At 66.8% G+C, this 22465-nt stretch carries 19 protein-coding genes; 12 read left to right on the plus strand and 7 right to left on the minus strand.

Features of this window, described 5'->3' with window-relative positions; all coding sequences use genetic code 11:
* Window positions 1-9: 9 nt before the first annotated feature.
* Together AC1U2B_RS24505 and pe are read left to right on the plus strand one after the other, a co-directional pair.
* Window positions 10-2985, plus strand: a complete 2976-nt coding sequence (locus AC1U2B_RS24505) for an MMPL/RND family transporter (RefSeq protein WP_480218820.1) — start codon at window positions 10-12, stop codon at window positions 2983-2985.
* Window positions 2982-4133 (plus strand): acyltransferase PE, encoded by a 1152-nt coding sequence (gene pe, locus AC1U2B_RS24510; protein ID WP_480218821.1) that lies wholly within the window; start codon window positions 2982-2984, stop codon window positions 4131-4133. The genes AC1U2B_RS24505 and pe overlap by 4 nt, the downstream gene beginning before the upstream one ends.
* 3 nt (window positions 4134-4136) lie before the next feature.
* Here the strand turns inward: pe and AC1U2B_RS24515 are convergent, their stop codons facing one another.
* Window positions 4137-4778: a GAP family protein gene (locus AC1U2B_RS24515; RefSeq protein ID WP_480218822.1), complete on the minus strand. Its 642-nt coding sequence runs from the start codon at window positions 4776-4778 to the stop codon at window positions 4137-4139.
* An 11-nt stretch (window positions 4779-4789) separates the two neighbouring features.
* A complete protein-coding gene (locus AC1U2B_RS24520; RefSeq protein ID WP_480218823.1) occupies window positions 4790-6502 on the minus strand; it encodes an AMP-binding protein in 1713 nt (570 codons plus the stop codon).
* Between the two features lie 261 nt (window positions 6503-6763).
* Between AC1U2B_RS24520 and AC1U2B_RS24525 the strand changes: the two genes are divergently transcribed.
* The 7 genes from AC1U2B_RS24525 to AC1U2B_RS24555 all read left to right on the plus strand — a co-directional run bounded on the left by AC1U2B_RS24525 (window position 6764) and on the right by AC1U2B_RS24555 (window position 14187).
* Entirely contained in the window at window positions 6764-7663 is a 900-nt protein-coding gene (locus AC1U2B_RS24525; RefSeq protein ID WP_480218824.1) for a type IV toxin-antitoxin system AbiEi family antitoxin, read from the plus strand.
* A 135-nt stretch (window positions 7664-7798) separates the two neighbouring features.
* Window positions 7799-8677: a CDP-diacylglycerol diphosphatase gene (locus AC1U2B_RS24530; protein WP_480218825.1), complete on the plus strand. Its 879-nt coding sequence runs from the start codon at window positions 7799-7801 to the stop codon at window positions 8675-8677.
* A gap of 81 nt (window positions 8678-8758) precedes the next feature.
* A complete protein-coding gene (locus AC1U2B_RS24535; protein WP_480218826.1) occupies window positions 8759-10273 on the plus strand; it encodes a serine/threonine-protein kinase in 1515 nt (504 codons plus the stop codon).
* A 70-nt stretch (window positions 10274-10343) separates the two neighbouring features.
* Window positions 10344-11213 carry a glucose-1-phosphate thymidylyltransferase RfbA gene (rfbA, locus tag AC1U2B_RS24540; protein ID WP_043985901.1) on the plus strand — a complete coding sequence of 290 codons (870 nt, stop codon included), beginning with the start codon at window positions 10344-10346 and terminating at the stop codon, window positions 11211-11213.
* Window positions 11213-12211: a dTDP-glucose 4,6-dehydratase gene (gene rfbB / locus AC1U2B_RS24545; protein ID WP_480218827.1), complete on the plus strand. Its 999-nt coding sequence runs from the start codon at window positions 11213-11215 to the stop codon at window positions 12209-12211. The genes rfbA and rfbB overlap by 1 nt, the downstream gene beginning before the upstream one ends.
* 14 nt (window positions 12212-12225) lie before the next feature.
* Window positions 12226-13632: a dTDP-4-dehydrorhamnose reductase gene (gene rfbD / locus AC1U2B_RS24550; protein ID WP_480218828.1), complete on the plus strand. Its 1407-nt coding sequence runs from the start codon at window positions 12226-12228 to the stop codon at window positions 13630-13632.
* Between the two features lie 69 nt (window positions 13633-13701).
* Window positions 13702-14187: a flavin reductase family protein gene (locus tag AC1U2B_RS24555; RefSeq protein ID WP_260934211.1), complete on the plus strand. Its 486-nt coding sequence runs from the start codon at window positions 13702-13704 to the stop codon at window positions 14185-14187.
* Between the two features lie 62 nt (window positions 14188-14249).
* Here AC1U2B_RS24555 and AC1U2B_RS24560 read toward each other — a convergent pair whose 3' ends face one another.
* The 5 genes from AC1U2B_RS24560 to AC1U2B_RS24580 form a co-directional block, all read right to left on the minus strand.
* Window positions 14250-14408 carry a hypothetical protein gene (locus AC1U2B_RS24560; protein WP_197063899.1) on the minus strand — a complete coding sequence of 53 codons (159 nt, stop codon included), beginning with the start codon at window positions 14406-14408 and terminating at the stop codon, window positions 14250-14252.
* Between the two features lie 136 nt (window positions 14409-14544).
* Window positions 14545-15297 (minus strand): succinate dehydrogenase/fumarate reductase iron-sulfur subunit, encoded by a 753-nt coding sequence (locus tag AC1U2B_RS24565; protein WP_043403303.1) that lies wholly within the window; start codon window positions 15295-15297, stop codon window positions 14545-14547.
* A complete protein-coding gene (locus AC1U2B_RS24570; protein ID WP_480218829.1) occupies window positions 15297-17204 on the minus strand; it encodes a fumarate reductase/succinate dehydrogenase flavoprotein subunit in 1908 nt (635 codons plus the stop codon). Before AC1U2B_RS24570 ends, AC1U2B_RS24565 begins: the two co-directional genes overlap by 1 nt.
* Window positions 17205-17266: 62 nt before the next feature.
* Entirely contained in the window at window positions 17267-18094 is an 828-nt protein-coding gene (locus AC1U2B_RS24575) for a succinate dehydrogenase subunit SdhC (protein WP_480218830.1), read from the minus strand.
* 94 nt (window positions 18095-18188) lie between these two features.
* Complete coding sequence (locus AC1U2B_RS24580; protein WP_043403300.1) at window positions 18189-18476, minus strand: Rv0250c family protein; 288 nt, start codon at window positions 18474-18476, stop codon at window positions 18189-18191.
* 145 nt (window positions 18477-18621) lie between these two features.
* On the opposite strand from AC1U2B_RS24580, the gene AC1U2B_RS24585 reads away from it, so the two are divergent.
* From AC1U2B_RS24585 to nirB, 3 genes are all read left to right on the plus strand, one after another.
* Window positions 18622-19380 carry an isocitrate lyase/PEP mutase family protein gene (locus AC1U2B_RS24585; RefSeq protein WP_480218831.1) on the plus strand — a complete coding sequence of 253 codons (759 nt, stop codon included), beginning with the start codon at window positions 18622-18624 and terminating at the stop codon, window positions 19378-19380.
* Window positions 19371-19802, plus strand: coding sequence for a hypothetical protein (locus tag AC1U2B_RS24590; RefSeq protein WP_480218832.1), 432 nt, complete (start codon window positions 19371-19373; stop codon window positions 19800-19802). Before AC1U2B_RS24585 ends, AC1U2B_RS24590 begins: the two co-directional genes overlap by 10 nt.
* A 134-nt stretch (window positions 19803-19936) precedes the next feature.
* A complete protein-coding gene (gene nirB, locus AC1U2B_RS24595) occupies window positions 19937-22453 on the plus strand; it encodes a nitrite reductase large subunit NirB (protein WP_480218833.1) in 2517 nt (838 codons plus the stop codon).
* Window positions 22454-22465 lie beyond the last annotated feature (12 nt).

The following is a 22465-nucleotide window of genomic DNA, read 5'->3' on the forward strand; positions in this document are numbered from 1 at the left end:
GGGCCTCAGTTGCGACGGCTAGCCGATTTTGTGGTGCGGTGGCCGTTGGTGGTGATCGGCCTGTGGATCACGCTCGCCGTGGCCCTGCCGCTGGCTGTGCCGAGCCTCAACGACATGGCCCAGAAGCATCCGCTGGCCATGCTGCCCGCCGACTCCCCGTCGAGCGTCGCCGCCCGGCACATGACCGAGGCGTTCAAGGAACCCGGCACCGACGACCTGCTGCTGGTGGTTCTCGTCAACGACCGCGGCCTGGATCGGGCCGACGAAGCCACCTACCGCAAGTTGGTGGACGCCCTGCGCGACGATCCGCACGACGTCGTCATGCTGCAGGACTTCATCAGCACCCCACCCCTGCGGAACTTTCTGACCAGCAAGGACAAGAAGGCCTGGGTGTTGCCGGTCGGTTTGACCGGCGCGCTGGGCACGCCGCAGTCGTACGCCGCCTACAACCGGGTGGCCGACATCGTCAAACACAGCACCGCGGGCAGTCCGCTGAAGATTCAGCTCGCCGGGCCGGCGGCCACCGTCGCCGACCTCACCGTCGCGGGTGAGAAGGACCGGATGCCCATCGAGATCGCCATCGCGGTCCTGGTGCTCCTGGTCCTGCTGGTCGTCTATCGAAACCCCGTCACCATGATGTTGCCGCTGGCCGGCATCGGCATGTCTCTGGTGATCGCGCAGGCCGCGGTCGCCGGGCTGTCCCAGCTGACCGGGCTGGGGGTGTCGAACCAGGCCATCATCCTGCTGAGCGCAATGATCTTCGGCGCGGGCACGGACTATGCGGTATTCCTGATCAGCCGCTACCACGACTATGTGCGGCAGGGCGACGAGTCAACCGACGCGGTGCGCAAGGCGCTGACGTCCGTCGGCAAGGTCATCACCGCGTCGGCGGCGACGGTCGGCGTCACCTTCCTCGGCATCAGCTTCGCCAAGATGGGCGTCTTCTCCACCGTCGGGGTGTCGTCGGCGATCGGTATCTTGGTGGCCTTCCTCGCCGCGGTGACGCTGCTGCCCGCGATCATCACGCTCGTCGGGCCGAAGGGCTGGATCAAGCCGCGAAACGAGATCACCGCACAGCTGTGGCGCCGGTCCGGCGCCCGCATCGTCCGCCGCCCGCGACTGCACCTGGTGGCCAGCCTGCTGGTGCTGATCCTGCTGGCCAGTGCCGCGAGCTTCGCGAAGTTCAACTACGACGACCGCAAGGCCGTCGCCTCGTCGGCCCCAAGCTCCGTCGGGTACGCCGCGCTCGAGAGCCACTTCAACGTCAACCAGTCCGTGCCGTCGTACGTCCTCGTCCAATCGCCGCGTGACGTGCGCACGCCACAGGCCCTCGCGGACCTGGAGCAGATGGCGTCACGCATCAGCCAACTGCCGGACGTCGCCATGGTCAGCGGCATCACCCGTCCCCTCGGTGAGGTGCCGCCGGAGTTCCGGGCCACCTTCCAAGCGGGCCTGGTCGGCGACCGGCTGACCGAGGGCGCCGGCATGATCGGCGAGCGCACCAACGACATCAACCGGCTGGCGAAGGGCGCCGACACGCTCGCGACCAACCTCAGCGACGTGCGCGGCCAGGTCGGTCAGATCGCCACGCAACTCCAGACGACGCTGGATGCCTTCACCGCGATACGCAGCCAGTACGGCGGCAACAAGCTGGTGCAGAACGTCGAAGTCGCGGCCAAGCTCGTCAACAGCGTCAGCAAGCTCGGCAACACCCTGGGGCTGAATTACACGGCAGCCAAAGACATGTTCGGTTGGGTGGGTCCGGTGCTCGCGGCGCTGCAGAACAACGCGGTATGCGACCTCGACCTGTCCTGCGCCGAAACCCGCGGCCACTTCCAGCGGCTCGAACAGGCGCGCCAGGACGGCACCATCGACGAGATCAACAAGCTCGCCGGGCAGTTGCAGACCATGCAAGATCAGAAGACGCTCAACGCGTCGGTGGCCCAGCTCCAGAGCGCGATGACCAACCTGACCAAGGTGATGCGCAGCATGGGGATGGACAGCCCCGCCGGCGCGCAGGCCAACCTGACCAAACTGCGGCAGGGCGCCGATCGTTCGGCGACCGGGAGCCGCGAAGTCGCCAACGGGGTGGACGAGGTCGTCGACCAGATCAAGCTGATGCGTTCGGGCCTCGACCAGGCCGGGGCGTTCCTGCTGTCGATGAAGCAGAACGCGGCCGGTCCGACCCAGGCAGGATTCAACATCCCGCCCGAGGTGCTGCAGCTGGCGGCCTTCAAGTCGGCGTCCAAGATGTTCATCTCGCCCGACGGACACTCGGTGCGGTACCTGGTCCTCACCAAGCTCGACCCGTTCAGCTCCGCCGCGATGGATCAGGTCAACACCATCCGCGACACCGCCCGCGGCGCCCAGCCGAACACGTCGCTGTCCGATGCGACGGTGTCGATGGGCGGATATCCGGTGGCGCTCAAGGACACTCGCGACTACTACCAGAACGACATCCGGTTCATCATCATCGTCACCATCGCCGTGGTGCTGCTGATCCTGATGCTGCTCCTGCGGTCGCTGATCGCGCCGCTGTATCTGGTTGGCTCCGTGGTGCTTTCGTACTTCGCCGCGCTCGGTATCGGGGTCGTGGTGTTCCAGTACCTGTTCCACGAGCCGTTGCACTGGACCGTCCCACCACTGGCTTTCGTGGTGCTGGTCGCCGTCGGCGCCGACTACAACATGCTGTTCGTCTCGCGCATGCGTGACGAATCGCCACATGGCATGCGGTACGGCATCATTCGCACGCTGTCGTCGACCGGCGGCGTGATCACCGCAGCCGGCCTGATCTTCGCGGCCTCGATGTGGGGTCTGCTGTTCTCCAGCATCGGCACGGTGATCCAGGGCGGATTCGTCATCGGCGCCGGCATCCTGCTGGACACCTTCCTGGTGCGGACCATCACCGTGCCCGCCATGGCCACCCTCGTCGGAGAGGCGAACTGGTGGCCGTCACGACCAAAACCGCAGGGGAGCAACGCATGAAGAAGCTACTTGCCAGCTCGTTGGCAATTGCCACCACGCTGCTGACGGTCGGTGCCTCAGGGCCCCTCGCGGATTGGATCGCGACGGCCGACGAGCCTTCGGCCGGCTCCGGGTCCGGCGACACGATCGTCCCCGCCATTCCGCCGATCGGTACCCCCGGCCGCGGGTACGCCCTCGGCGGCGCCCACGTCATGGGTATTCCGTACGACGAGTACATCCGTCGCACCGGCGCGGACTGGTTCCCGGGCCTGCAACGCGAGATCGTCGACTACCCCGCCGGTCAGGTTCAGGGCCACGTGCTCAGCTTCATCCCGGGCGTCGAGGAACTGCACCAGAAGATGCCGGAGATCGGGTTGAACGGCCCGAGCATCGGTGAGTCCGTCGACATCGGGCAGGACAACGTCATCCGCCGGGTCCGTGAAGGCGGCCCTGGCACCGTGATCGGCCTGTCGGAAGGCGCGATGGTCGTGCACGCCGTGCAGGACCGGCTCGCCTATGACCCGGCTGCGCCGGCGCCGAACGAGCTGTCGTTCGCCACCTACGGCGACCCCCTCACGGTCAACCCCTGGACCCAGAGCTTCCTGCGGCAGACCTTTCCCGTCGGCAGCACGGTGCCCGCGCTGGACTTCCTGATGCCGCCGGCGGTCGACAGTCAGTACGACACACACCAATTCGTCTCCGCATACGACAGCATCGCCGACTGGCCGGACCGGCCGGACAACCTGATGGCACTGGCGAACGCGGTCGTCGGCCTGGCCACCGGCCACACCGCGGTGGCGTTCACCAACCCGAAGAACGTGCCGCCGCAGAACATCATCACTACCGTCAACTCCCGCGGCGCCAAGACCACGACGTACCTGATCCCCGAGCAGCACCTGCCGCTCGTGGTGCCGTTCAAGTACCTCGGCATGTCCGAAGCGGACATGAATCACCTTGACGCCGTGATGAAACCGATGATCGACAGCGGTTACTCACGCAACGACGACCCGGCGACCGCGCCCATCGAGGTCGACCCGGTGCACGGCTACGACCCGGCCGCCGCCACCGCCCCGGCCACGCAGGCCGCCTTCGGTGGTGCCGCCGACCCGGTCTCCCAGCTGATGTCGGGCATCAACTACGTGCTGAGCCACGGGCCGAGCGCGCACTAGGGGTCAGATCCCCAGCGCACCCGCCGCGACCAGCACCACGCCGACCGCCGCCAGCAGCCCAGCGACTTCGTGCCGCTGCCGGGCGCGAATCCAGTTGTGCAGCTTGCTCATTGCCGCGCGCGTGCGTTGCGGCGCGATGAGGTAGGCCAGCAGCGGGACCTCGACCAACGAGAACGCCACCACGTTGAATGCCACCAGAGCGCTCATCCGGACGTCGGCTTCGACACGCGCGGCGGCGATCACGGCCAGCGCGGCCAGATAGTCGACCGAGGGCAGTGCGATGCCCAGACCCGCGACGCCGGCGACCCACAGCGACCGGCCGTCGAGCAGTCGGCTCAGCCACTCCGGCACCTGGCGGTCGCGCCCTGTCGTGACCGCCAGGAACAACGACGCCACCAACGCCAGGACGCCGATGGCGATCTGCACGGTCGGCAGATTGAAATGCGCTGAGGCCCAAGCGGGTAACCGGGACTCGAGGACGAACAGCACCACCGCGCCGACGGTCAGACCCATCAGGAAACCGCCGCACAGGAAGGCGGCCAGCTGCAGGTGCGGGCGCGGCCGGTTCAGCATGACGACGGACATGCCGATCCGGAACGGCTCCAGGCTGACCGCGACCGCCATCACCAGCAGGGTGATCCACATCGGGGCGCGGGCTACGCGTCCAACCGAGTGAACTGCCCTTGCCGGTACTGCTCAGCGCAGGCCGAGCGGCGCATCTTGCCGCTCGTGGTGGTCGGGATCGAACCCGCTTCCACCAGCACCACGTCGGCGACCTGCAATCCGTGCGCCCGCGAAATCGCGGCGACCACATCGTTTTTCATCACCGTGAGCTCGTCGGCGTCGGCCCGCGCCTTGAGTTCGATGATGGTGACCAGCTGGTCGGTGTGGTCGTCGGTCACGGCGATCGCCGCCACCCGGCCGCGGCTGATCTTCTGCACCGTTGCTTCGATGTCGTCGGAGTAGTGGTTGCGGCCGCGCACGATCAGCATGTCCTTGATGCGGCCCACGATGAACAGGTCACCGTCGGAGATGAAGCCCTGGTCTCCGGTGCGCAGCCAGCCCGTCTCGGGTGTGCCTTCGGGGGCGTCCGCCAGGGTCGCGCCGAATGCGGATCCGGTCTGCTCGGGCTTGCGCCAGTAGCCTGCGGAGACGTTGTCGCCGCAGGTCCAGATTTCGCCGACGACGCCGTCAGGGCAGGGCTGGCAAGTATCGGCATCGACGATCTGCAGCAGCGGTGCGGCCGCCCGCCCGTACCGCATGAGGGGGGTGCCACCCGCTTTGCGCAGCGCGATGCCCTGGGTCAGTTCGTCGGCGGCGAACTCGACGACCTCCGGCGGACGGCCGTGGGCGCCGCTGGCCACGAACAGCGTCGCCTCGGCCAGGCCGTACGACGGCACCATCATCTCGGGCCGGAAGCCGACGGCCGCGAAGCGATCGTCGAACTTCACCAAGGTCGGTGGGTGAATGCGCTCGGCACCGTTGTTGATGCCGATGACGCCGCTGAGATCGAGTTCGGCCATCTCGGCCGCGGTGACGCGCCGGGTGGCGAGATCGAACGCGAAGTTCGGGGCGGCCGACCACGCGGGGTTGTTCCGGGACAGCGCCTGCAGCCAGCGGACGGGGCGGGTCAGGAACGCGATCGGACTCATCAGGTCGGCCTGGTGGCCGGACAAGATGGGCACCGCGATCCCCAGCACCAGGCCCATGTCGTGGTAGAAGGGCAGCCACGAGACCAGCGTCGACCCCGGCGGCAGCGCCCCGCCGTGCTGCGACAGCAGATCGGCGAGCAGTTGCTCGATGTTCACCCGCAGGTTCTTGTGCGAGATCATCACGCCGGCCGGCAGCCGCGTCGAGCCCGAGGTGTACTGCAGGTACGCGATGTCCGGGCCCGCGGGCACGTCTTCGTCGGCATCTCGGTCGGCGTCCAGATCGAGGGTGTCGACGGCGATCACGGCGACCATGGAGGCGCCGTCGTCCACGTTCTGCGCCGCGATGTCGAACGCGGCGGCGGTGGTCAGCACGACCGTCGGCGACGTGTCGGTGATGACGGCGCTGACGCGTTCGTCGTGCGAGCCAGGTAGCGGCACCGACAGCGGTACCGCGATGAAACCCGCCTGCATGGCGCCCAGGAACCCGACGATGTACGCGAGCCCCTGCGGCGCGATGATCAGCGCCCGGTCGCCGGGGGCGCCGTGCATGCTGAGCTCGTGCGCCACGTTGAGGGTGCGGCGGTACAGCTGGGCCCAGGTCAGGCTCTCGGTGACGCCGTCCCAGTCGTGGTCGTAATCGGTGAAGGTGAACGCCACGTCGTCGGGAGTCAGGCCGGCGCGCTCTCGCAGCACAGAGAGGATCGACGCATCGGACATGGCGCCAAGGCTACTCAACTCCCATGAGAGCGGTGGTAGCTGGTTTGGCGGCCAGGTGCTACATCCGGCGGGCGGTGCTATGACGAATGTGCAGGTTTGGCTGGCAAAAGCGCGAAATCTCAACCGGAACATGCACATTCGCCGTAGCACCCCGGCTCTGCTGGTTGTAGAGACAGGCCGCCGTGGCCAGCAGCGCCGCCCTTGTGGATAACCGTAGGCAGAGGCAGCCGACTTGTCGGTGGGCGCAGCGATGCTCGACGCATGGACCAGCCACTCGCCCGCGTCTTTCCCGGTGCGCGACCCGCCCCGTTCCTCGGAAGCGCGGCGTTGGCGGCCGGAGTACTCACCAAGCACGAGCTCCGTGCCGAGTACCGCGCCATCTATCGGGGCGTCTATCTCGCCAACGAGGTGACCTTGACGCCGATGTTGCGCGCGCAGGCGGCGTGGCTGTTCGCCGGGCCCGACGCCGTGTTGTGTGGGCTCTCGGCGGCGGCAGTGCACGGCACGAAGTGGCTTGACGTGAGCGCGCCGGCCGAGGTTGTGCGGACCAACCGTCATGCACCCGCTGAATTCACGGTGCGCTCATATGCCCTCGCGCCGGACGATGTCTGCGAGGTGCACGGTATGCGGGTGACGACTGCGGCGCGCACGGCCTTCGATTTGGGGCGACTGCTTCCTGAGGTCCAGGCGGTGCCGATCCTGGATGCGTTGTTGAACGAGACCGGCCTTGACCCTGCGCGCGTCTGGTCGCTGGCCGAGACACATCGGGGAATTCGGGGTATCGACCGACTGCGGATATCGCTGGGACAGGCCGATGGCGGTTCCCAATCGCCGCTGCAGACTCAGACTCGGCTACTGCTGCGGCGCACAGGGGTTCCGGGTCTCGAAACGCAAATCCCGTTCTACGACGAGTGGGGATTGGTTTGCACTCGGGCGGCAATGGGCTGGCCGCGGTGGAAGGTGGCCGTCGACTGCGACGAAGAAGCGGATTCTCCGGGGTATCGCGAGTGGGTGCACAGCCACACGGCGGAGCTGGAATCCCGGGGGTGGGGCGTCATATGGGTGACACAGTCGACGGCGCAAGGTCGAGGAAGCCCGGGGATGGTGGTGCTGTGGGTGCGGGAGAAGCTGTTGGCGGCGCAGCGCAGGCGGGTGAGCTGAATCGCGCGTCTGTCCCCCAATCGGAGGACACCGATTTCGTCCGGTCGGGGGCCCGATCAGCGGACTGACCTGGGGCGTCAATTCCGCGAAGGTTGCTTCAACACCGAAGCACGCCCCAAACCTTCAGGAGACAAGATGACCACCACGACCGTGACCACCCGCTCCCGCTTCACCCGCCGGATCGCGGCCGCCGCCGCCATGGTGATAGCGCCGGCGCTGGCCTTCGGTCTCTCGCCCATGGCGCACGCCGAGACGGGCACGCAGCACTACCAGGGCTGCGACAACGGCAAGGACGATCCCATCTGGGACGGCGTCCGGCCGCCGACCCACGGGCACCCGCTGGAGCACTCGCCGAAGCACCCGGGCCGGAACTTCGACATCCAGTGGCCGGCCCACGACTCGACGCGTGGTTGGGCAGTGCACCCGGGCGTCGACATGCAGAAGACGCAGGATCTGCTGGTGGTGCCAACTGTCCGCGAGACCGGCATCGAATGCGACAACCTGCTGCGTAGCGATGCCCCGAACTACTTCAAGCACGCCTACGACTCGGTTCATTTCATGACGGGCGGCCCGGACTGGGCACTCGGGCTCAACTCAGCGGACGGCCGCCGGCTGAACCAGCTGCACATCCACCTGACCCGGCTGTACGGTCCGGCGCGCGACGACATCGCTCAGGCGATCAAGGCCGGCAAGGTCGGCAACGACGAGCACAAGTGGATCGATCAGGTCATCGAGGTCACCGGCCACAAGGACGACAAGTTCATCAAGTCCGAGGACAGCAAGCACCAGTACCGGGTCTGGAGCACGGACAACATCGACGTCAACTTCTTCAAGAAACTGAACGACGACATTGTCACGCCGCTGCACAAGCAGGGCAAGAACGCCGCGATGTCGCACGAGGCGCTGCTGATCACGCGTAACCCCGCGGGCAAGGGGTTCGTGGTCCTGGAAAGCGATACGACCACGGGCATCCACGGTTCCTCCAACATCGAGGGAATCCTGGACAAGCGGTAGACCCCGCGACATGCGACAGGCGGCCACCCGAGCGAGTCTCGAGTGGCCGCCGATTCGTGTTCTGGCAGTTACGATCCGACCATGTCGCTGCCCGATGGATCGGTCTTCGCCGGATTCACCGTGGTCAGAAAATTGGGCGCCGGCGGCATGGGCGAGGTGTACCTGGTTCAGCATCCGCGGTTGCCCCGCGCCGACGCGCTGAAGGTACTGCCGGCGTCGCTGTCCGCCGACGCCGAATACCGGCGGCGCTTCGAGCGCGAGGCCGACGCCGCGGCGACGTTGTGGCACCAGCACATCGTCGGCGTGCACGACCGCGGCGAATACGACGGGCGACTGTGGATCTCGATGGATTACGTCGACGGTTCCGATGCCGGCGATGTGGTCCGGCGGCAGTGCCCCGGTGGGATGCCGCGGGACCAGGTGATCGCCATCGTCACCGCGATTGCCGATGCGCTGGATCACGCGCACAGCCGCGGGCTACTGCACCGCGACGTCAAACCCGCGAACATCTTGTTGGGCGCAGGGGGCCCGGGCCGTGGCCGGGTGCTGTTGGCCGATTTCGGGATCGCCCGCCGCGTCGACGATTTCGACGGACTGACGTCGACGAACATGACGCTCGGCACGCCGAACTACGCGTCACCGGAGCAATTGCTGGGCGAGGCCCTCGATGGTCGCTCCGATCAATACGCCTTGGCCGCCACGGCTTTTCAGCTGTTGACCGGCCACTCTCCTGGCGGGGACTCCACCCCGGTGGTGATCATCAGCCAACGCTTGAGCGGAGTGGTGCCGCGGCTGGCGGAGTTCCGACCAGATCTCGCCGATCTGGACCCCGTGATGGCGATCGCGATGGCCCGCCGACCTGCCGACCGCTTCCAGTCGTGTGGGGATTTTGCCGCGGCACTGGCACGTGGCGCGGCGGCGACGCTGCCGCCGTCCACCTCGGCTCCCGCGGTACCCGGAGCGCCGACAGTTCACGCCGCGCCGGTCGCCGTGCCCATGGGGCTTGCGCACCAACCAAATCCGCCGGCGACGACGCGACGCGGACTGAGCCCGACGGTCTGGGCACTCATGGGAATCGGGGTGCTGCTGGCGGTGGCCCTGGTCTTCGCCGGCGTGGCGTTGATGGGCGGGCGTGACGGCCATAGCGGCGCAACGACTTCGGCGGAGGCCACGACGACCCCGGTCGAGACGTCGGGCGTGACCGTGACCTCGGTCGAATCCAGCGAGCCGGAGAGCTCCACGACGCTGACGCCCACGACAGCGCGAATGGTGCTGCCCGACGCCGACTCCCACGGCTTCACCACCTACGACGGGGCCGCCCGGTGCGCCGGTGCGGACGAGGCCGCGATGATCCTGCGGACGCCGCAGTCGGCGGTCGTGATCTGCCGCAGCAGCGTCGGCGTGCTGTATTACCTGGGGTATCGGCTGTCCGACGGCGCGAAGATCCGGCTGGGCACCGTGCACGCATCCGGCGACGGCTATGTCGCGATCAACGATCCCGATTCGGCCGAGTACCACGTCTCGTCGTCCGGGCTGGAGATCGTGCAGGACGGCAAGACGCTGGCGTCCGAGCCGGCCCTCGAATCCGCGCGCTGAACGGCCTGCCGGGCAGGCGTGTCCAGCGCATGCCGCTCTGTGGCCGGCGGCTGTATGTCAGGATTGCTGAGTGAAAGGGATCATCCTGGCGGGCGGCGCGGGGACGCGACTGCACCCCGTCACGGCCGGGGTCTCCAAGCAGCTGATCCCGGTCTACGACAAACCGATGATCTATTACCCGCTGTCCACGCTGATGCTGGCGGGGATCACCGACATCCTGGTCATCACGACGCCGCTCGATGCGCCGAGTTTCGAGCGGCTGCTCGGCGACGGATCGCAGTACGGCGTATCGATCAGCTATGCCCAGCAGCCGTCGCCCGACGGTCTCGCGCAGGCCTTCACCATCGGCGCGGATTTCCTTGACGGACAGAGCGTTGCACTGGTGCTCGGTGACAACCTGCTCTACGGCCCTGGTCTGGGCAATCAGCTGCAGCGGTTCACCAACGTCGACGGCGGGGCGATCTTCGGCTACTGGGTCGCCGAGCCCTCGGCCTACGGCGTCATCGAATTCGACGACGCCGGGCGGGCGGTTTCCCTCGAGGAGAAGCCTGTGGTGCCGAAGAGTAATTACGCCGTGCCGGGCCTGTACTTCTACAGCAACGACGTGGTGTCGATCGCGCGCGAGCTGAAGCCCAGCGCCCGCGGTGAGTACGAGATCACCGATATCAACCGAACCTATCTGGCGCAGAACAGATTACGGGTGCAGGTGCTGCCCCGCGGGACGGCGTGGCTCGACACCGGGACATTCGATCAGATGACGGACGCGGCGGAATTCGTGCGGACGATCGAGCGGCGCACCGGTTTGAAGATCGGGGTGCCCGAGGAAATCGCTTGGCGGCGTGGCTATCTCAGCGGCGACGAACTGCGGCAGCGCGCCGAGCCGTTGGTGAAGTCCGGCTACGGCACGTATCTGTTGGATCTGCTGGCCAGGGGACTTTGATGGCGCGGCTGCTGGTCACCGGGGGCGCCGGATTCATCGGCGCCAACTTCGTCCGATACGTCCTGGACCACACCGACCATCACGTGACGGTGCTGGACAAGCTTACCTACGCGGGCAACCGGGAATCCCTCGCGGGCCTGCCGGAACAGCGGATGACGTTCGTCCTCGGTGACGTCGCCGACGCGGCATTGGTCGACGAGCTGATGGCCACGACCGACATCGTGGTGCACTTCGCCGCCGAATCGCACAACGACAACTCGCTGCGGGATCCGGAACCGTTCCTGCACACCAACGTGGTCGGGACGTTCACGCTGCTGGAGGCGGTGCGCAAGCACGGTGCCCGGCTGCACCACATCTCGACCGACGAGGTGTACGGCGACCTCGAACTCGACGATCCCGCCAAGTTCACCGAGGGCACCGCATACAACCCGTCGTCACCGTATTCGTCGACCAAGGCCGGCAGTGACCTGCTGGTGCGGGCCTGGGTGCGCTCGTTCGGGGTCCGCGCCACAATTTCCAACTGCTCCAACAACTATGGGTCCTACCAGCACGTCGAGAAGTTCATTCCGCGCCAGATCACCAACGTGCTGTGCGGAATCCGGCCGAAGCTCTATGGGGCGGGCCGCAATGTGCGGGACTGGATCCACGTCGACGATCACTCGTCCGCGGTGCTTGCGATCATCGAGCAGGGCCGCATCGGTGAGACGTACCTGATCGGTGCGAACGGCGAGCAGGACAACAAGGCCGTCATCGAGATGATCCTGACGCAGATGGGGCAACCGTCCGACGCGTATGACCATGTCACCGACCGTGCCGGTCATGACCTGCGCTACGCCATCGATTCCACCAAGCTACGCACCGAACTCGGTTGGCAGCCAAAGTATCTCGACTTCGCCGACGGGCTGAGCGCCACCATCGCCTGGTACCGCGACAACGAGGCGTGGTGGCGTCCGGTCAAGGACGCCACCGAAGCGCGCTACGCCAGCCAGGGCCAGTGAGCGACGGGCGACCAGTGACCGAATACGGGAAACCGTTGTCCGCCAACACCACACCGATCCCTGGGCTGACCGTCTGGGAACTGCCGGTCCACGGCGACAACCGCGGCTGGTTCAAAGAGAACTGGCAGCGCGAGAAGATGACGGCGCTCGGACTGCCGGACTTCGGGCCCGTACAGAACAACGTGTCGTTCAACGACGCGGCAGGCACCACCCGCGGCATCCACGCCGAACCGTGGGACAAATTCGTCTCTGTCGCGACAGGCCGGATCTTCGGTGCCTGGGTCGACCTGCGGGACGGCCCGTCGTTCGGGGCCGTGTTCACCGCCGAGTTGGACCCGTCCCGCGCGGTGTTCGTGCCGCGCGGGGTCGGCAACGCGTATCAGACCCTGGAAGCCGACACGGCATACGTCTACCTGGTCAACGACCACTATTCGGTTGACGCCCACTATGTTTCGGTGAATCTGGCCGACGAGACGCTCGCCATCGACTGGCCGATTCCACTCGAGCGCGCCGAGCTGTCGGCCAAGGATCGGACGCATCCGCGGTTGGCGGACGTGCAACCCGTCGCACCGCGAAAGACGTTGGTGCTGGGTGCGAATGGTCAACTCGGCCGGGCGCTGCGCGCCGACTACGGCGACGACCCGAGCGTCGAGTTCGTCACCCGGGCCGAGGTGGATCTGGCCGGGGACCTGGAAACGGCGCTCCGGTGGCAGGACTACGACACCGTCATCAACGCGGCCGCCTACACGGCGGTGGACGACGCCGAGATGCCGGGCGGCCGGGCCGACGCCTGGGCCGTCAACGTCACCGGGGTTGCGGCACTGGCGCGTATCGCGACGGCCCGCGGCCTCACGCTGGTGCACTTCTCCAGCGACTACGTCTTCGACGGCACGTCCGAGTCGCCGTACCGGGAGGACGACCCGATCGCCCCGCTGGGCGTGTACGGCCAGACCAAGGCGGCGGGCGACCAGCTCGTCGCGACGGTGCCGCGGCACTACCTCCTGCGGACGTCGTGGGTGATCGGCGACGGCCACAACTTCGTCCGCACCATGCTGTCGCTGGCCGAGCGCGGCGTCGACCCGTCGGTGGTCGACGACCAGTTCGGGCGGCTGACCTTCACCTCCGAGCTGGCCCGGGCGGTCCGACACCTCACCACGACCGGCGCTCCCTACGGGACGTACAACGTCACCGGCGCGGGGCCGGCCGCGTCGTGGGCCGACATCGCCCGCCGGATATTTGAGCTCGCCGGACACGACCCCCAGCGGGTCACCGGCGTCAGTACCGACGCCTATTTCGCCTCGGCGACCAGGGCGGTGGCACCCCGCCCGCGGAACAGCGTGCTCGACAACCAGAAGCTGGAATCAACGGGATTCATACCCGAGGCATCCGAAGACTCGCTGGCGCGCTACCTGGGCCGGTAGCAGCGCATTCCCGCCAAGCGGACGCTTGCTCGGGTGCGCCGGGGAGCGTCGTGTGAAGATGGAGGGACTATGAGCTCCACAGATCTCAGCCCGGCGTCCCTGCGTGCAGCGTTCGGCTGCTTCCCCATCGGTGTCGTCGCCATCGCAGCCGAAGTCGAGGGCGTCAAGGTCGGCCTGGCCGCCAGTACCTTCGTGCCGGTGTCGCTGGAACCGCCGCTCGTGTCGTTCTGTGTGCAGAACACCTCGACCACCTGGCCCAAGCTCAAGGACCTGCCGGCCCTGGGTATCAGCGTGTTGGGACAGCACCACGACGCCGCGGCGCGCACCCTAGCCGCGAAGACCGGCGATCGGTTCGCCGGCATGGAAACCGAGGCGCGCGAGAACGGTTCGCTGTTCATCCACGGCACCAGCGTGTGGCTCGAGACGTCGATCGATCAACTGGTTCCCGCCGGTGATCACACCATCGTGGTCCTGGCGATCAGCGACATCATCGTCAACCCGGACGTCGAGCCGATGGTCTTCCACCGCAGCTCATTCCGCCGCCTGGAGGCCTGAGCCCAGCGATTTTGTGCACGATAATCCGCGCTGGCCGCGGAAAATCGTGCACAAGTCCCGCGCTAGGGCCGGGAGCTGAGCTCCTGCCGGTAACCGTCGACCCGTTGTTCGAGCTCGGCGGCGTCGTCGGGCCGGCCCTCTTTCCGCGCCAGCTCGGCGCGCGCGGAAAGCTCGCGGATCGCGGTCCGGATGTCGTTGACGCTCTTGGTTTCTTGACTCATGCGGCTGCCTTTCGTCGCGGATTGGCTGCCCTTCCGACAGTACGCCGACCCGAAAGAAGTGCCTCGAAATAGCCGAAATGGCCGTTCCCGGGCGGGCGCTGGGAACGACCATTTCGTTGATCTCGGTAACTGCCGCTTACCGCCGGAAGAGCTTGTTACCCAGCCAGACGATCGGGTCGTACTTGCGGTCGGCGACGCGCTCCTTCATCGGAATCAGCGCGTTGTCGGTGATCTTGATGTGCTCGGGGCAGACCTCGGTGCAGCACTTGGTGATGTTGCAGTAGCCCAGGCCGAACTCGTCCTGCGCCATGTCCTTGCGGTCCAGGGTGTCGAGCGGGTGCATGTCCAGCTCGGCCACGCGCATCAGGAAGCGCGGCCCGGCGAACGCCTGCTTGTTCTCCTCGTGGTCGCGCACCACGTGGCAGGTGTTCTGGCACAGGAAGCACTCGATGCACTTCCGGAACTCCTGCGACCGTTCGACGTCCTCCTGCTGCATCCGGTACTCGCCGGGCTTGAGGTCCTTCGGTGGTGCGAAAGACGGGATCTGACGCGCCTTTTCGTAGTTGAACGACACGTCGGTTACCAGGTCACGAATGATCGGGAAGGCGCGCAGCGGGGTGATCGTGACGGTCTCGGCCGGGTCGAACGTCGACATCCGGGTCATGCACAGCAGCCGCGGGCGGCCGTTGATCTCCGCCGAGCACGAGCCGCACTTGCCGGCCTTGCAGTTCCACCGCACCGCCAGATCGCCGGCCTGGGTCTGCTGAATTCGATGGATGATGTCCAGCACCACTTCACCGTCGTTGACCTCGACCTTGAAGTCGTCGAGCCCGCCGCCGGTGTCGTCGCCGCGCCAGACCCGCACATTGGCTTGGTAGCTCGTGCTCATCACTTGCTCCGTTCCGGGTGGGTGGCCAGTTCGGCGTCGGTGTAGTACTTCTCCAGCTCGGACAGCTCGAAGCAGGCCTGCAATTCGGCGGGCATCGGCACCTGCTGTTCCGCGGTGACGGTGACGTCGGGGACGATCGGGTCACCGCCGCCGGCACGGCACACCAGCAGGATGTTGCGCCAGTCGGCGTTCATCTCCGGGTAGTCGTCGCGGGTGTGGCCGCCGCGGCTCTCGGTCCGGGCCAGCGCGGCGCGGGCGACGCACTCACTGACCAGCAGCATGTTGCGCATGTCGACAGCCAGGTGCCAGCCGGGGTTGAACTGGCGGTGGCCCTCGACGGTGATGTTGTGCATGCGGCGCTTCAGGTCGTCGAGCTTGCCCAGTGCCGCTTCGATCTCGTCCTTGGTGCGGATGATGCCGACGAGGTCGTTCATCGACTGCTGCAGCTCGGTGTGCAGCGTGTACGGGTTCTCCGCGCCGGGGTGCTCGTCGAACGGCGCCAACGCTTCTCGGGCCGCGGTGGTCAGCGCGGTGTCCGACACGACGGGACGCGCGGGCAGTGCCTTGACGTACTGCGCCGCACCGAGGCCGGCCCGCCGGCCGAACACCAGCAGGTCGCTCAGTGAGTTGCCGCCGAGCCGGTTCGAGCCGTGCATACCGCCGGAGCACTCGCCGGCCGCGAACAGACCCGGCGTGCGGGCCGCACCGGTGTCGGGATCGACCTCGATGCCGCCCATGACGTAGTGGCAGGTCGGGCCGACCTCCATCTCGTCTTTGGTGATGTCGACCTCGGCCAGCTCCATGAACTGGTGGTACATCGACGGCAGGCGCTTCTTGATCTCCTCGGTCGGGATACGCGACGCGATGTCGAGGTAGACGCCGCCGTGCGGGGTGCCACGGCCGGCCTTGACCTCGGAGTTGATGGCGCGGGCCACCTCGTCGCGGGGCAGCAGGTCAGGGGTGCGGCGCGCGGAGTCGTTGTCCTTGAGCCACTGGTCGGCTTCTTCCTCGGTTTCGGCGTACTGGCCCTTGAACACCGAGGGGATGTAGTCGAACATGAAGCGCTTGCCCTCGGAGTTCTTCAGCACTCCGCCGTCACCGCGCACACCCTCGGTGACCAGGATGCCCTTCACCGAGGGCGGCCAGACCATGCCCGTCGGGTGGAACTGGATGAACTCCATATTGATCAGCGTCGCGCCGGCCCGCAGGGCCAGGGCGTGCCCGTCGCCGGTGTACTCCCAGGAGTTCGACGACACCTTGAACGACTTGCCGATACCGCCGGTGGCCAGCACCACGGCGGGCGCCTCGAACAGCACGAACCGGCCCGACTCACGCCAGTAGCCGAAGGCGCCTGCGATGCGATCGCCGTCTTTGACGAGTTCGGTGATGGTGCACTCGTGGAACACCTTGATCCGGGCCTCGTAGTCGCCGGTCTCGGCGTAATCCTCCTGCTGCAGCGAGACGATCTTCTGCTGCATGGTGCGGATGATCTCGAGGCCGGTGCGGTCGCCGACGTGCGCGAGCCGCGGGTAGGTGTGGCCACCGAAGTTGCGCTGGCTGATCCGGCCGTCCTTGGTGCGGTCGAACAGCGCGCCGTAGGTCTCCAGCTCCCAGACCCGGTCCGGTGCTTCACGCGCGTGCAGCTCGGCCATGCGCCAGTTGTTCAGGAACTTGCCGCCGCGCATGGTGTCGCCGAAATGCACCTGCCAGCTGTCCTTGGAGTTCGCGTTGCGCATCGAGGCGGCGCAGCCGCCCTCGGCCATGACGGTGTGGGCCTTGCCGAACAGCGACTTACACACCACCGCGACCCGCAGACCCTGTTCCCGGGCCTCGATGACCGCACGCAACCCCGCCCCGCCGGCTCCGATTACGACGACGTCGTATTCGTGCCGTTCGAGTTCAGCCATGAAATAACTCCAAATTGTTGTGAATAGTGTTGAAAATCAAAGAGTTTCGTCGCCGACAAAACTCATCCGACAAACCTGAGGTCGCTGAACCACCCGGCGGACAGGGCCATGACGTAGAAGTCCGTGAACATAAGGGTGCCCAGGGTGATCCACGCGAACAGCTTGTGCCGGGTGTTGAGCTTGCTGACCTGGGTCCAGATCCAGTACCGCACAGGGTGTTTCGAGAAGTGCTTGAGCCGGCCACCGGTGACGTGCCGGCAGGAGTGGCAGGACACCGTGTAGATCCACAGCATGATCACGTTGCCCAGTAGGACGAGGTTGCCCAGACCGAACCCGAAACCGGTCGGGGAGCGGAACGCCACGATCGCGTCGTAGGTGTTGATCAGCGAGATGAGCACGGCGGCGTAGAAGAAGTACCGGTGGGTGTTCTGGATGATCAGCGGGAGCCGCGTCTCACCGGTGTACTTGGCGTGCGGCTCGGCGACGGCGCACGCGGTCGGGGACTGCCACACCGTGCGGTAGTAGGCGCCGCGGTAGTAGTAGCAGGTCAGCCGGAAGAGCAGCAGGAACGGCAGGGACAGCGCCGCGTAGGGGATGAGCGAGAGGAGCCCGTCAGCAGGCAGGATCTGCGGCCAGAACTCGCTGGCCGCACCGCACTTGACGCTCAGACACGGTGAGTAGAACGGCGTCAGGTAGTGGTAGTCCGCGACGTAGAAGTGGTCCCGCTGGAACGCGCGCGCTGTCGCGTAGATGACGAACGCGGCGAAACCCAGATCGATGAGAATCGGGGATTTGAGCCAGTTGTCGGTCCGCAGGGTGCGCTGCGGTATCTGCGCACGCGTGGGGGAGAAGACGCCGGTCCCGGGACGGTTGGCGGCGGGTGCGCTCACGAAGAAAGCCTCGATTCCATTGGGGACACGGTCTGTCTATGCAGTTTTGGGACGGCCGCTGGTGGGCACGACCGACTGCCGTGCCCACTGCCGGTCAGCCGCCGACGCCACCGTCGTCGTTGTTCCAGAATTCGCTGGAGTAGTCGTGATCGGGGATCACGATCTTTTCCTTGGCCGGGCCTTGCTGTTTGATGCCGCGGCTGAATTCCAGCTCTTCGATGTCGATGTCCAGCCGATCGATGTCGACGGCCAGGCGCTCGGCGTCATTCGCGATGCGGCGAGTGGCGGGGGAGTCCCCGTATTTGGCGGCCAGCGAGCCGACGGACCGGCGAAGATTGCCGATCAATTCGTGCAGTTCGGTGAGCTCAGTGGTGGTGGACATCATGCGACCTCCTTGGGCTGAAGGGTGTCATAAATCACAGTACGACACCGGATGCTAGTCAGATCCGGAGATGAAAGTGAGACAGGTCACGTTTGTCGGCACGGCGCCGGCATGTCCGGCCGGTGTGTGTCGGTACGGTGTGACCATGTCCGATGCGGTACTGGCGCAGCGCGCCGAAGCACTGTTGGCCCTGCACCAGCCGGGAAATCCGGTCGTCCTCCCGACCGTGTGGGACGCCTGGTCGGCGACGCTCGCGGTGGCCGCCGGGTTCTCGGCGCTGACGGTCGGCAGCCATCCCGTGGCCGACTCGGTGGGCAAGCCCGACGGCGAAGGCATGTCGTTCGACGACCTCACGACGCGCGTCAGCCAGATCGCCTCGGCGGTCCAGGTTCCGGTGTCGGTCGACATCGAATCCGGCTATGGCGAGTCCCCGACCCGTCTCATCTCTGGCCTGCTGGCCGCGGGCGCGGTGGGCCTGAACATCGAGGACACCGTGCACAAGGAGGGTGGGCGCATCCGCGACGCGCAGGAACACGCCGACCTGGTCGGTGAATTGCGCAGGGCGGCAGATGCTTCCGGTGTCCACGTGGTGATCAATGCGCGCACCGATCTGTTCCTGCGCCAGATCGGCGACGAGGCCGACCGGTACGACCGCGCCGTGCAGCGGTTGCAGCTGTGTGCGGCGGCCGGTGCGGACGCCCTGTACCCGGTGGGCCGCCACGATGACGACACCCTGCGCCGGTTGGCCGCCGACCTGCCGCTGCCGATCAACGCCATTGCGATCCCCGAGTCCGACGACCCCGCGTCCTTCGGTCCGTTGGGCGTCGGGCGCATCAGTTTCGGACCGTTCCTCCAGCGCGCATTGGCCGCGGCGGCCGCGGATATTCTGGCGCGATGGCAGTGAGCGACAGCGACCACGAGCGCAGCTCCGACGAAAATTACGGGTTGTGGTGGGCCGCCGGCGTTGCCGCCGCGGTGCTGTTGATCATCCTGATCTACCAGGTGATTCAGACCTCTGACGCGTCCGAGCAGCCGCCCGGTCCGGTGGGCGAACCCACGGTGCTGACGACGCATCCGACGACCACCAAGCGGACGACGACGACCCGAACCACCACGACGACCACCACCACGACGACAACGACGACGGAAAGCACGTCGGACACGTCGACCACGGATGAGACGACCTCGTCGACCAGCACCACCACCAGCGGGACTTACACGCCGTCGAGCACCTCCGGTTACGGGACCAACCCCACGACCACCACGACGACGATCTACAACCCGTACACCACCGCGACCACCTCGTCGCCCGCCGGCGTCGGCTAGTGAGCGCGTAACCGCAGGTCTGTGACCGGGGCCACTCACTTCACGGGCCTGCGTCGCGGCCTGTGAGAAGAGCGTGACGGTCGATTCACACGCGGCAACACAATCCGCAATATCGGCTCCCTACCTTTTGGTGCATGGACGCGAAGAACCTTGTGGTCGTAGGCCACGGAATGGTCGGGCACCGCCTTGTCGAGGCGCTGCGCTCGCGGGACACCGCGGGACAGTGGCGCATCACAGTGCTGTCCGAGGAAGCGGACGCCGCCTACGACCGGGTGGGGCTCACCGGATACACCGAGCACTGGGACCGGTCGAAGCTGGCGTTGCCCGGCAACGACTACGAGGGCGACGGACTCGTCGACCTGGTGCTCGGTGACAAGGTCGGCGGTATCGACCGCACCGCCAAGACGGTGGTGACCGAGTCGGGCCGCGGTATCGCGTACGACAAGCTGGTAATGGCGACGGGCTCTTACGCTTTCGTACCGCCGGTGCCAGGTCACCAGCTGCCCGGCTGCTACGTCTACCGCACCCTGGACGACCTCGACGGCATCCGCGCCGCCATGCAGCGGTCGGCCGAACACGGCAACAACACCGGTGTGGTCATCGGTGGTGGTCTGCTCGGTCTGGAAGCCGCGAATGCGTTGCGCCAGTTCGGCATGCAGGCTCACATCGTCGAGCGCGCACCGCGCCCGATGAACCAGCAGCTCGACGACGCCGGCGGTGCGCTGCTGGCCCGGATGATCGGCAAGCTGGGCATCTCGGTGCACCTGGATGTCGGTACCGACGCCATCGAGCCGCTCGACGAGGGCATCCGCGTGCTGCTCAGCGACGGCACCCTGATCGACGCCGGCCTGGTGGTCTTCGCCGCCGGTGTGCGTCCGCGGGATGAGCTGGCCCGAGAGGCCGGCCTGGAACTGGCCGAACGTGGCGGCGTCCTGACCGACCTGTCCTGTGTGACAAGCGATCCTGACATCTACGCGATCGGTGAGGTCGCCGCGGTCGAAGGCAGGTGCTACGGCCTGGTCGGTCCCGGTTACACCACCGCCGAGGTGGTCGCCGACCGCCTGCTCGGTGGCGCCGCGGAGTTCCCCGAAGCCGACATGTCCACCAAGCTGAAGCTGCTCGGCGTCGACGTCGCGAGTTTCGGTGACGCCCAGGGTGTTACGCCCGACTGCCTGCAGGTCGTGGTCAATGACCCGGTGAAGCAGACCTACGCCAAGCTGGTGTTGTCCGACGATGCCCAGACCCTGCTGGGTGGCATCCTGGTCGGCGACGCGTCGTCCTACGGTGTGCTGCGCCCGATGGTCGGTGAGACGCTGCCCGGCGACCCGCTGGCGCTGATCGCCCCCGCCGGATCCGGTGAGGGCGCAAGCGCTCTCGGTGTCGGCGCCCTGCCGGACGCCGCGCAGATCTGCTCCTGCAACAACGTCACCAAGGGTGACCTGTGCGGCGCGATCGAAGGCGGTTGCTCCGACGTCGCCGGCCTGAAGGCCTGCACCAAGGCCGGCACCTCGTGTGGCTCCTGCGTGCCGCTGCTCAAGCAGCTGCTGGAAGCCCAGGGCGTCGAGCAGTCCAAGGCGCTGTGCGAGCACTTCCCGCAGTCGCGGGCCGAGATGTTCGAGATCATCTCGGCCACCTCGATCCGTACGTTCTCCGGCCTGATCGCCAAGTTCGGGTCCGGAAAGGGTTGCGACATCTGCAAACCCGCCATCGCCTCGATCCTGGCGTCGACCAGCAGTGGTCACATCCTGGACGGCGAGCAGGCCGGTCTGCAGGACTCCAACGACCACTTCCTGGCCAACATCCAGAAGAACGGCAGCTACTCGGTGGTGCCGCGGGTTCCGGGCGGTGACATCACCCCGGAGCAGCTGATCCTGATCGGTGAGATCGCCAGGGATTTCGGGCTCTACACCAAGATCACCGGTGGCCAGCGCATCGACATGTTCGGTGCGCGGGTCGACCAGCTGCCGGAAATCTGGCGGCGTCTGGTCGACGGCGGCATGGAGTCCGGGCAGGCGTACGGCAAGTCGCTGCGCACGGTCAAGAGCTGCGTCGGTAGCGACTGGTGCCGCTACGGACAACAGGATTCGGTGCAGATGGCGATCGATCTGGAGCTGCGTTACCGCGGTCTGCGTTCGCCGCACAAGCTCAAGATGGGCGTCTCGGGCTGTGCCCGGGAATGCGCTGAGGCGCGCGGCAAGGACGTCGGCGTCATCGCCACCGAGACCGGCTGGAACCTGTACGTCGGCGGCAACGGCGGTATGACGCCCGCCCACGCGCAGCTGCTGGCCGGCGATCTCGACGACGAGACCCTGGTCCGCTACATCGACCGGTTCCTGATGTTCTACATCCGCACCGCGGATCGGCTGCAGCGCACCGCGCCGTGGGTCGATCAGATGGGCCTGGATCACGTCCGCGAGGTCGTGTGCAACGACTCTCTCGGTCTGGCAAGCGAATTCGAAGCCGCCATGGAACGGCACGTCGACGGCTACTCCTGCGAGTGGAAGGGCGTGCTGGACGACCGCGCGAAGCTGTCGCAGTTCGTCTCGTTCGTCAACGCGCCCGACGTGGCCGACCCGACCATCGAATTCACCGAACGCAACGGCCGCAAGGTGCCGATCGGTATGCCCACCGTCCCGCCCGCGAAAAGCTGATCAGGAGGCCAC

This window comes from Mycolicibacterium sp. P4_G11, assembly GCF_056555145.1.

Coding starts and splice junctions, on each gene's coding strand:
- AC1U2B_RS24580 (WP_043403300.1), bottom strand. CDS start 18,476: ATGTCCACCACCACTGAGCTCACCGAACTGCACGAATTGATCGGCAAT.
- AC1U2B_RS24585 (WP_480218831.1), top strand. CDS start 18,622: ATGTCCGATGCGGTACTGGCGCAGCGCGCCGAAGCACTGTTGGCCCTG.
- AC1U2B_RS24520 (WP_480218823.1), bottom strand. CDS start 6,502: ATGTCCGATGCGTCGATCCTCTCTGTGCTGCGAGAGCGCGCCGGCCTG.
- AC1U2B_RS24565 (WP_043403303.1), bottom strand. CDS start 15,297: ATGAGCACGAGCTACCAAGCCAATGTGCGGGTCTGGCGCGGCGACGAC.
- AC1U2B_RS24570 (WP_480218829.1), bottom strand. CDS start 17,204: ATGGCTGAACTCGAACGGCACGAATACGACGTCGTCGTAATCGGAGCC.
- rfbB (WP_480218827.1), top strand. CDS start 11,213: ATGGCGCGGCTGCTGGTCACCGGGGGCGCCGGATTCATCGGCGCCAAC.
- AC1U2B_RS24555 (WP_260934211.1), top strand. CDS start 13,702: ATGAGCTCCACAGATCTCAGCCCGGCGTCCCTGCGTGCAGCGTTCGGC.
- pe (WP_480218821.1), top strand. CDS start 2,982: ATGAAGAAGCTACTTGCCAGCTCGTTGGCAATTGCCACCACGCTGCTG.
- nirB (WP_480218833.1), top strand. CDS start 19,937: ATGGACGCGAAGAACCTTGTGGTCGTAGGCCACGGAATGGTCGGGCAC.
- AC1U2B_RS24525 (WP_480218824.1), top strand. CDS start 6,764: ATGGACCAGCCACTCGCCCGCGTCTTTCCCGGTGCGCGACCCGCCCCG.
- AC1U2B_RS24535 (WP_480218826.1), top strand. CDS start 8,759: ATGTCGCTGCCCGATGGATCGGTCTTCGCCGGATTCACCGTGGTCAGA.
- AC1U2B_RS24590 (WP_480218832.1), top strand. CDS start 19,371: ATGGCAGTGAGCGACAGCGACCACGAGCGCAGCTCCGACGAAAATTAC.
- AC1U2B_RS24515 (WP_480218822.1), bottom strand. CDS start 4,778: ATGTGGATCACCCTGCTGGTGATGGCGGTCGCGGTCAGCCTGGAGCCG.
- AC1U2B_RS24530 (WP_480218825.1), top strand. CDS start 7,799: ATGACCACCACGACCGTGACCACCCGCTCCCGCTTCACCCGCCGGATC.
- AC1U2B_RS24560 (WP_197063899.1), bottom strand. CDS start 14,408: ATGAGTCAAGAAACCAAGAGCGTCAACGACATCCGGACCGCGATCCGC.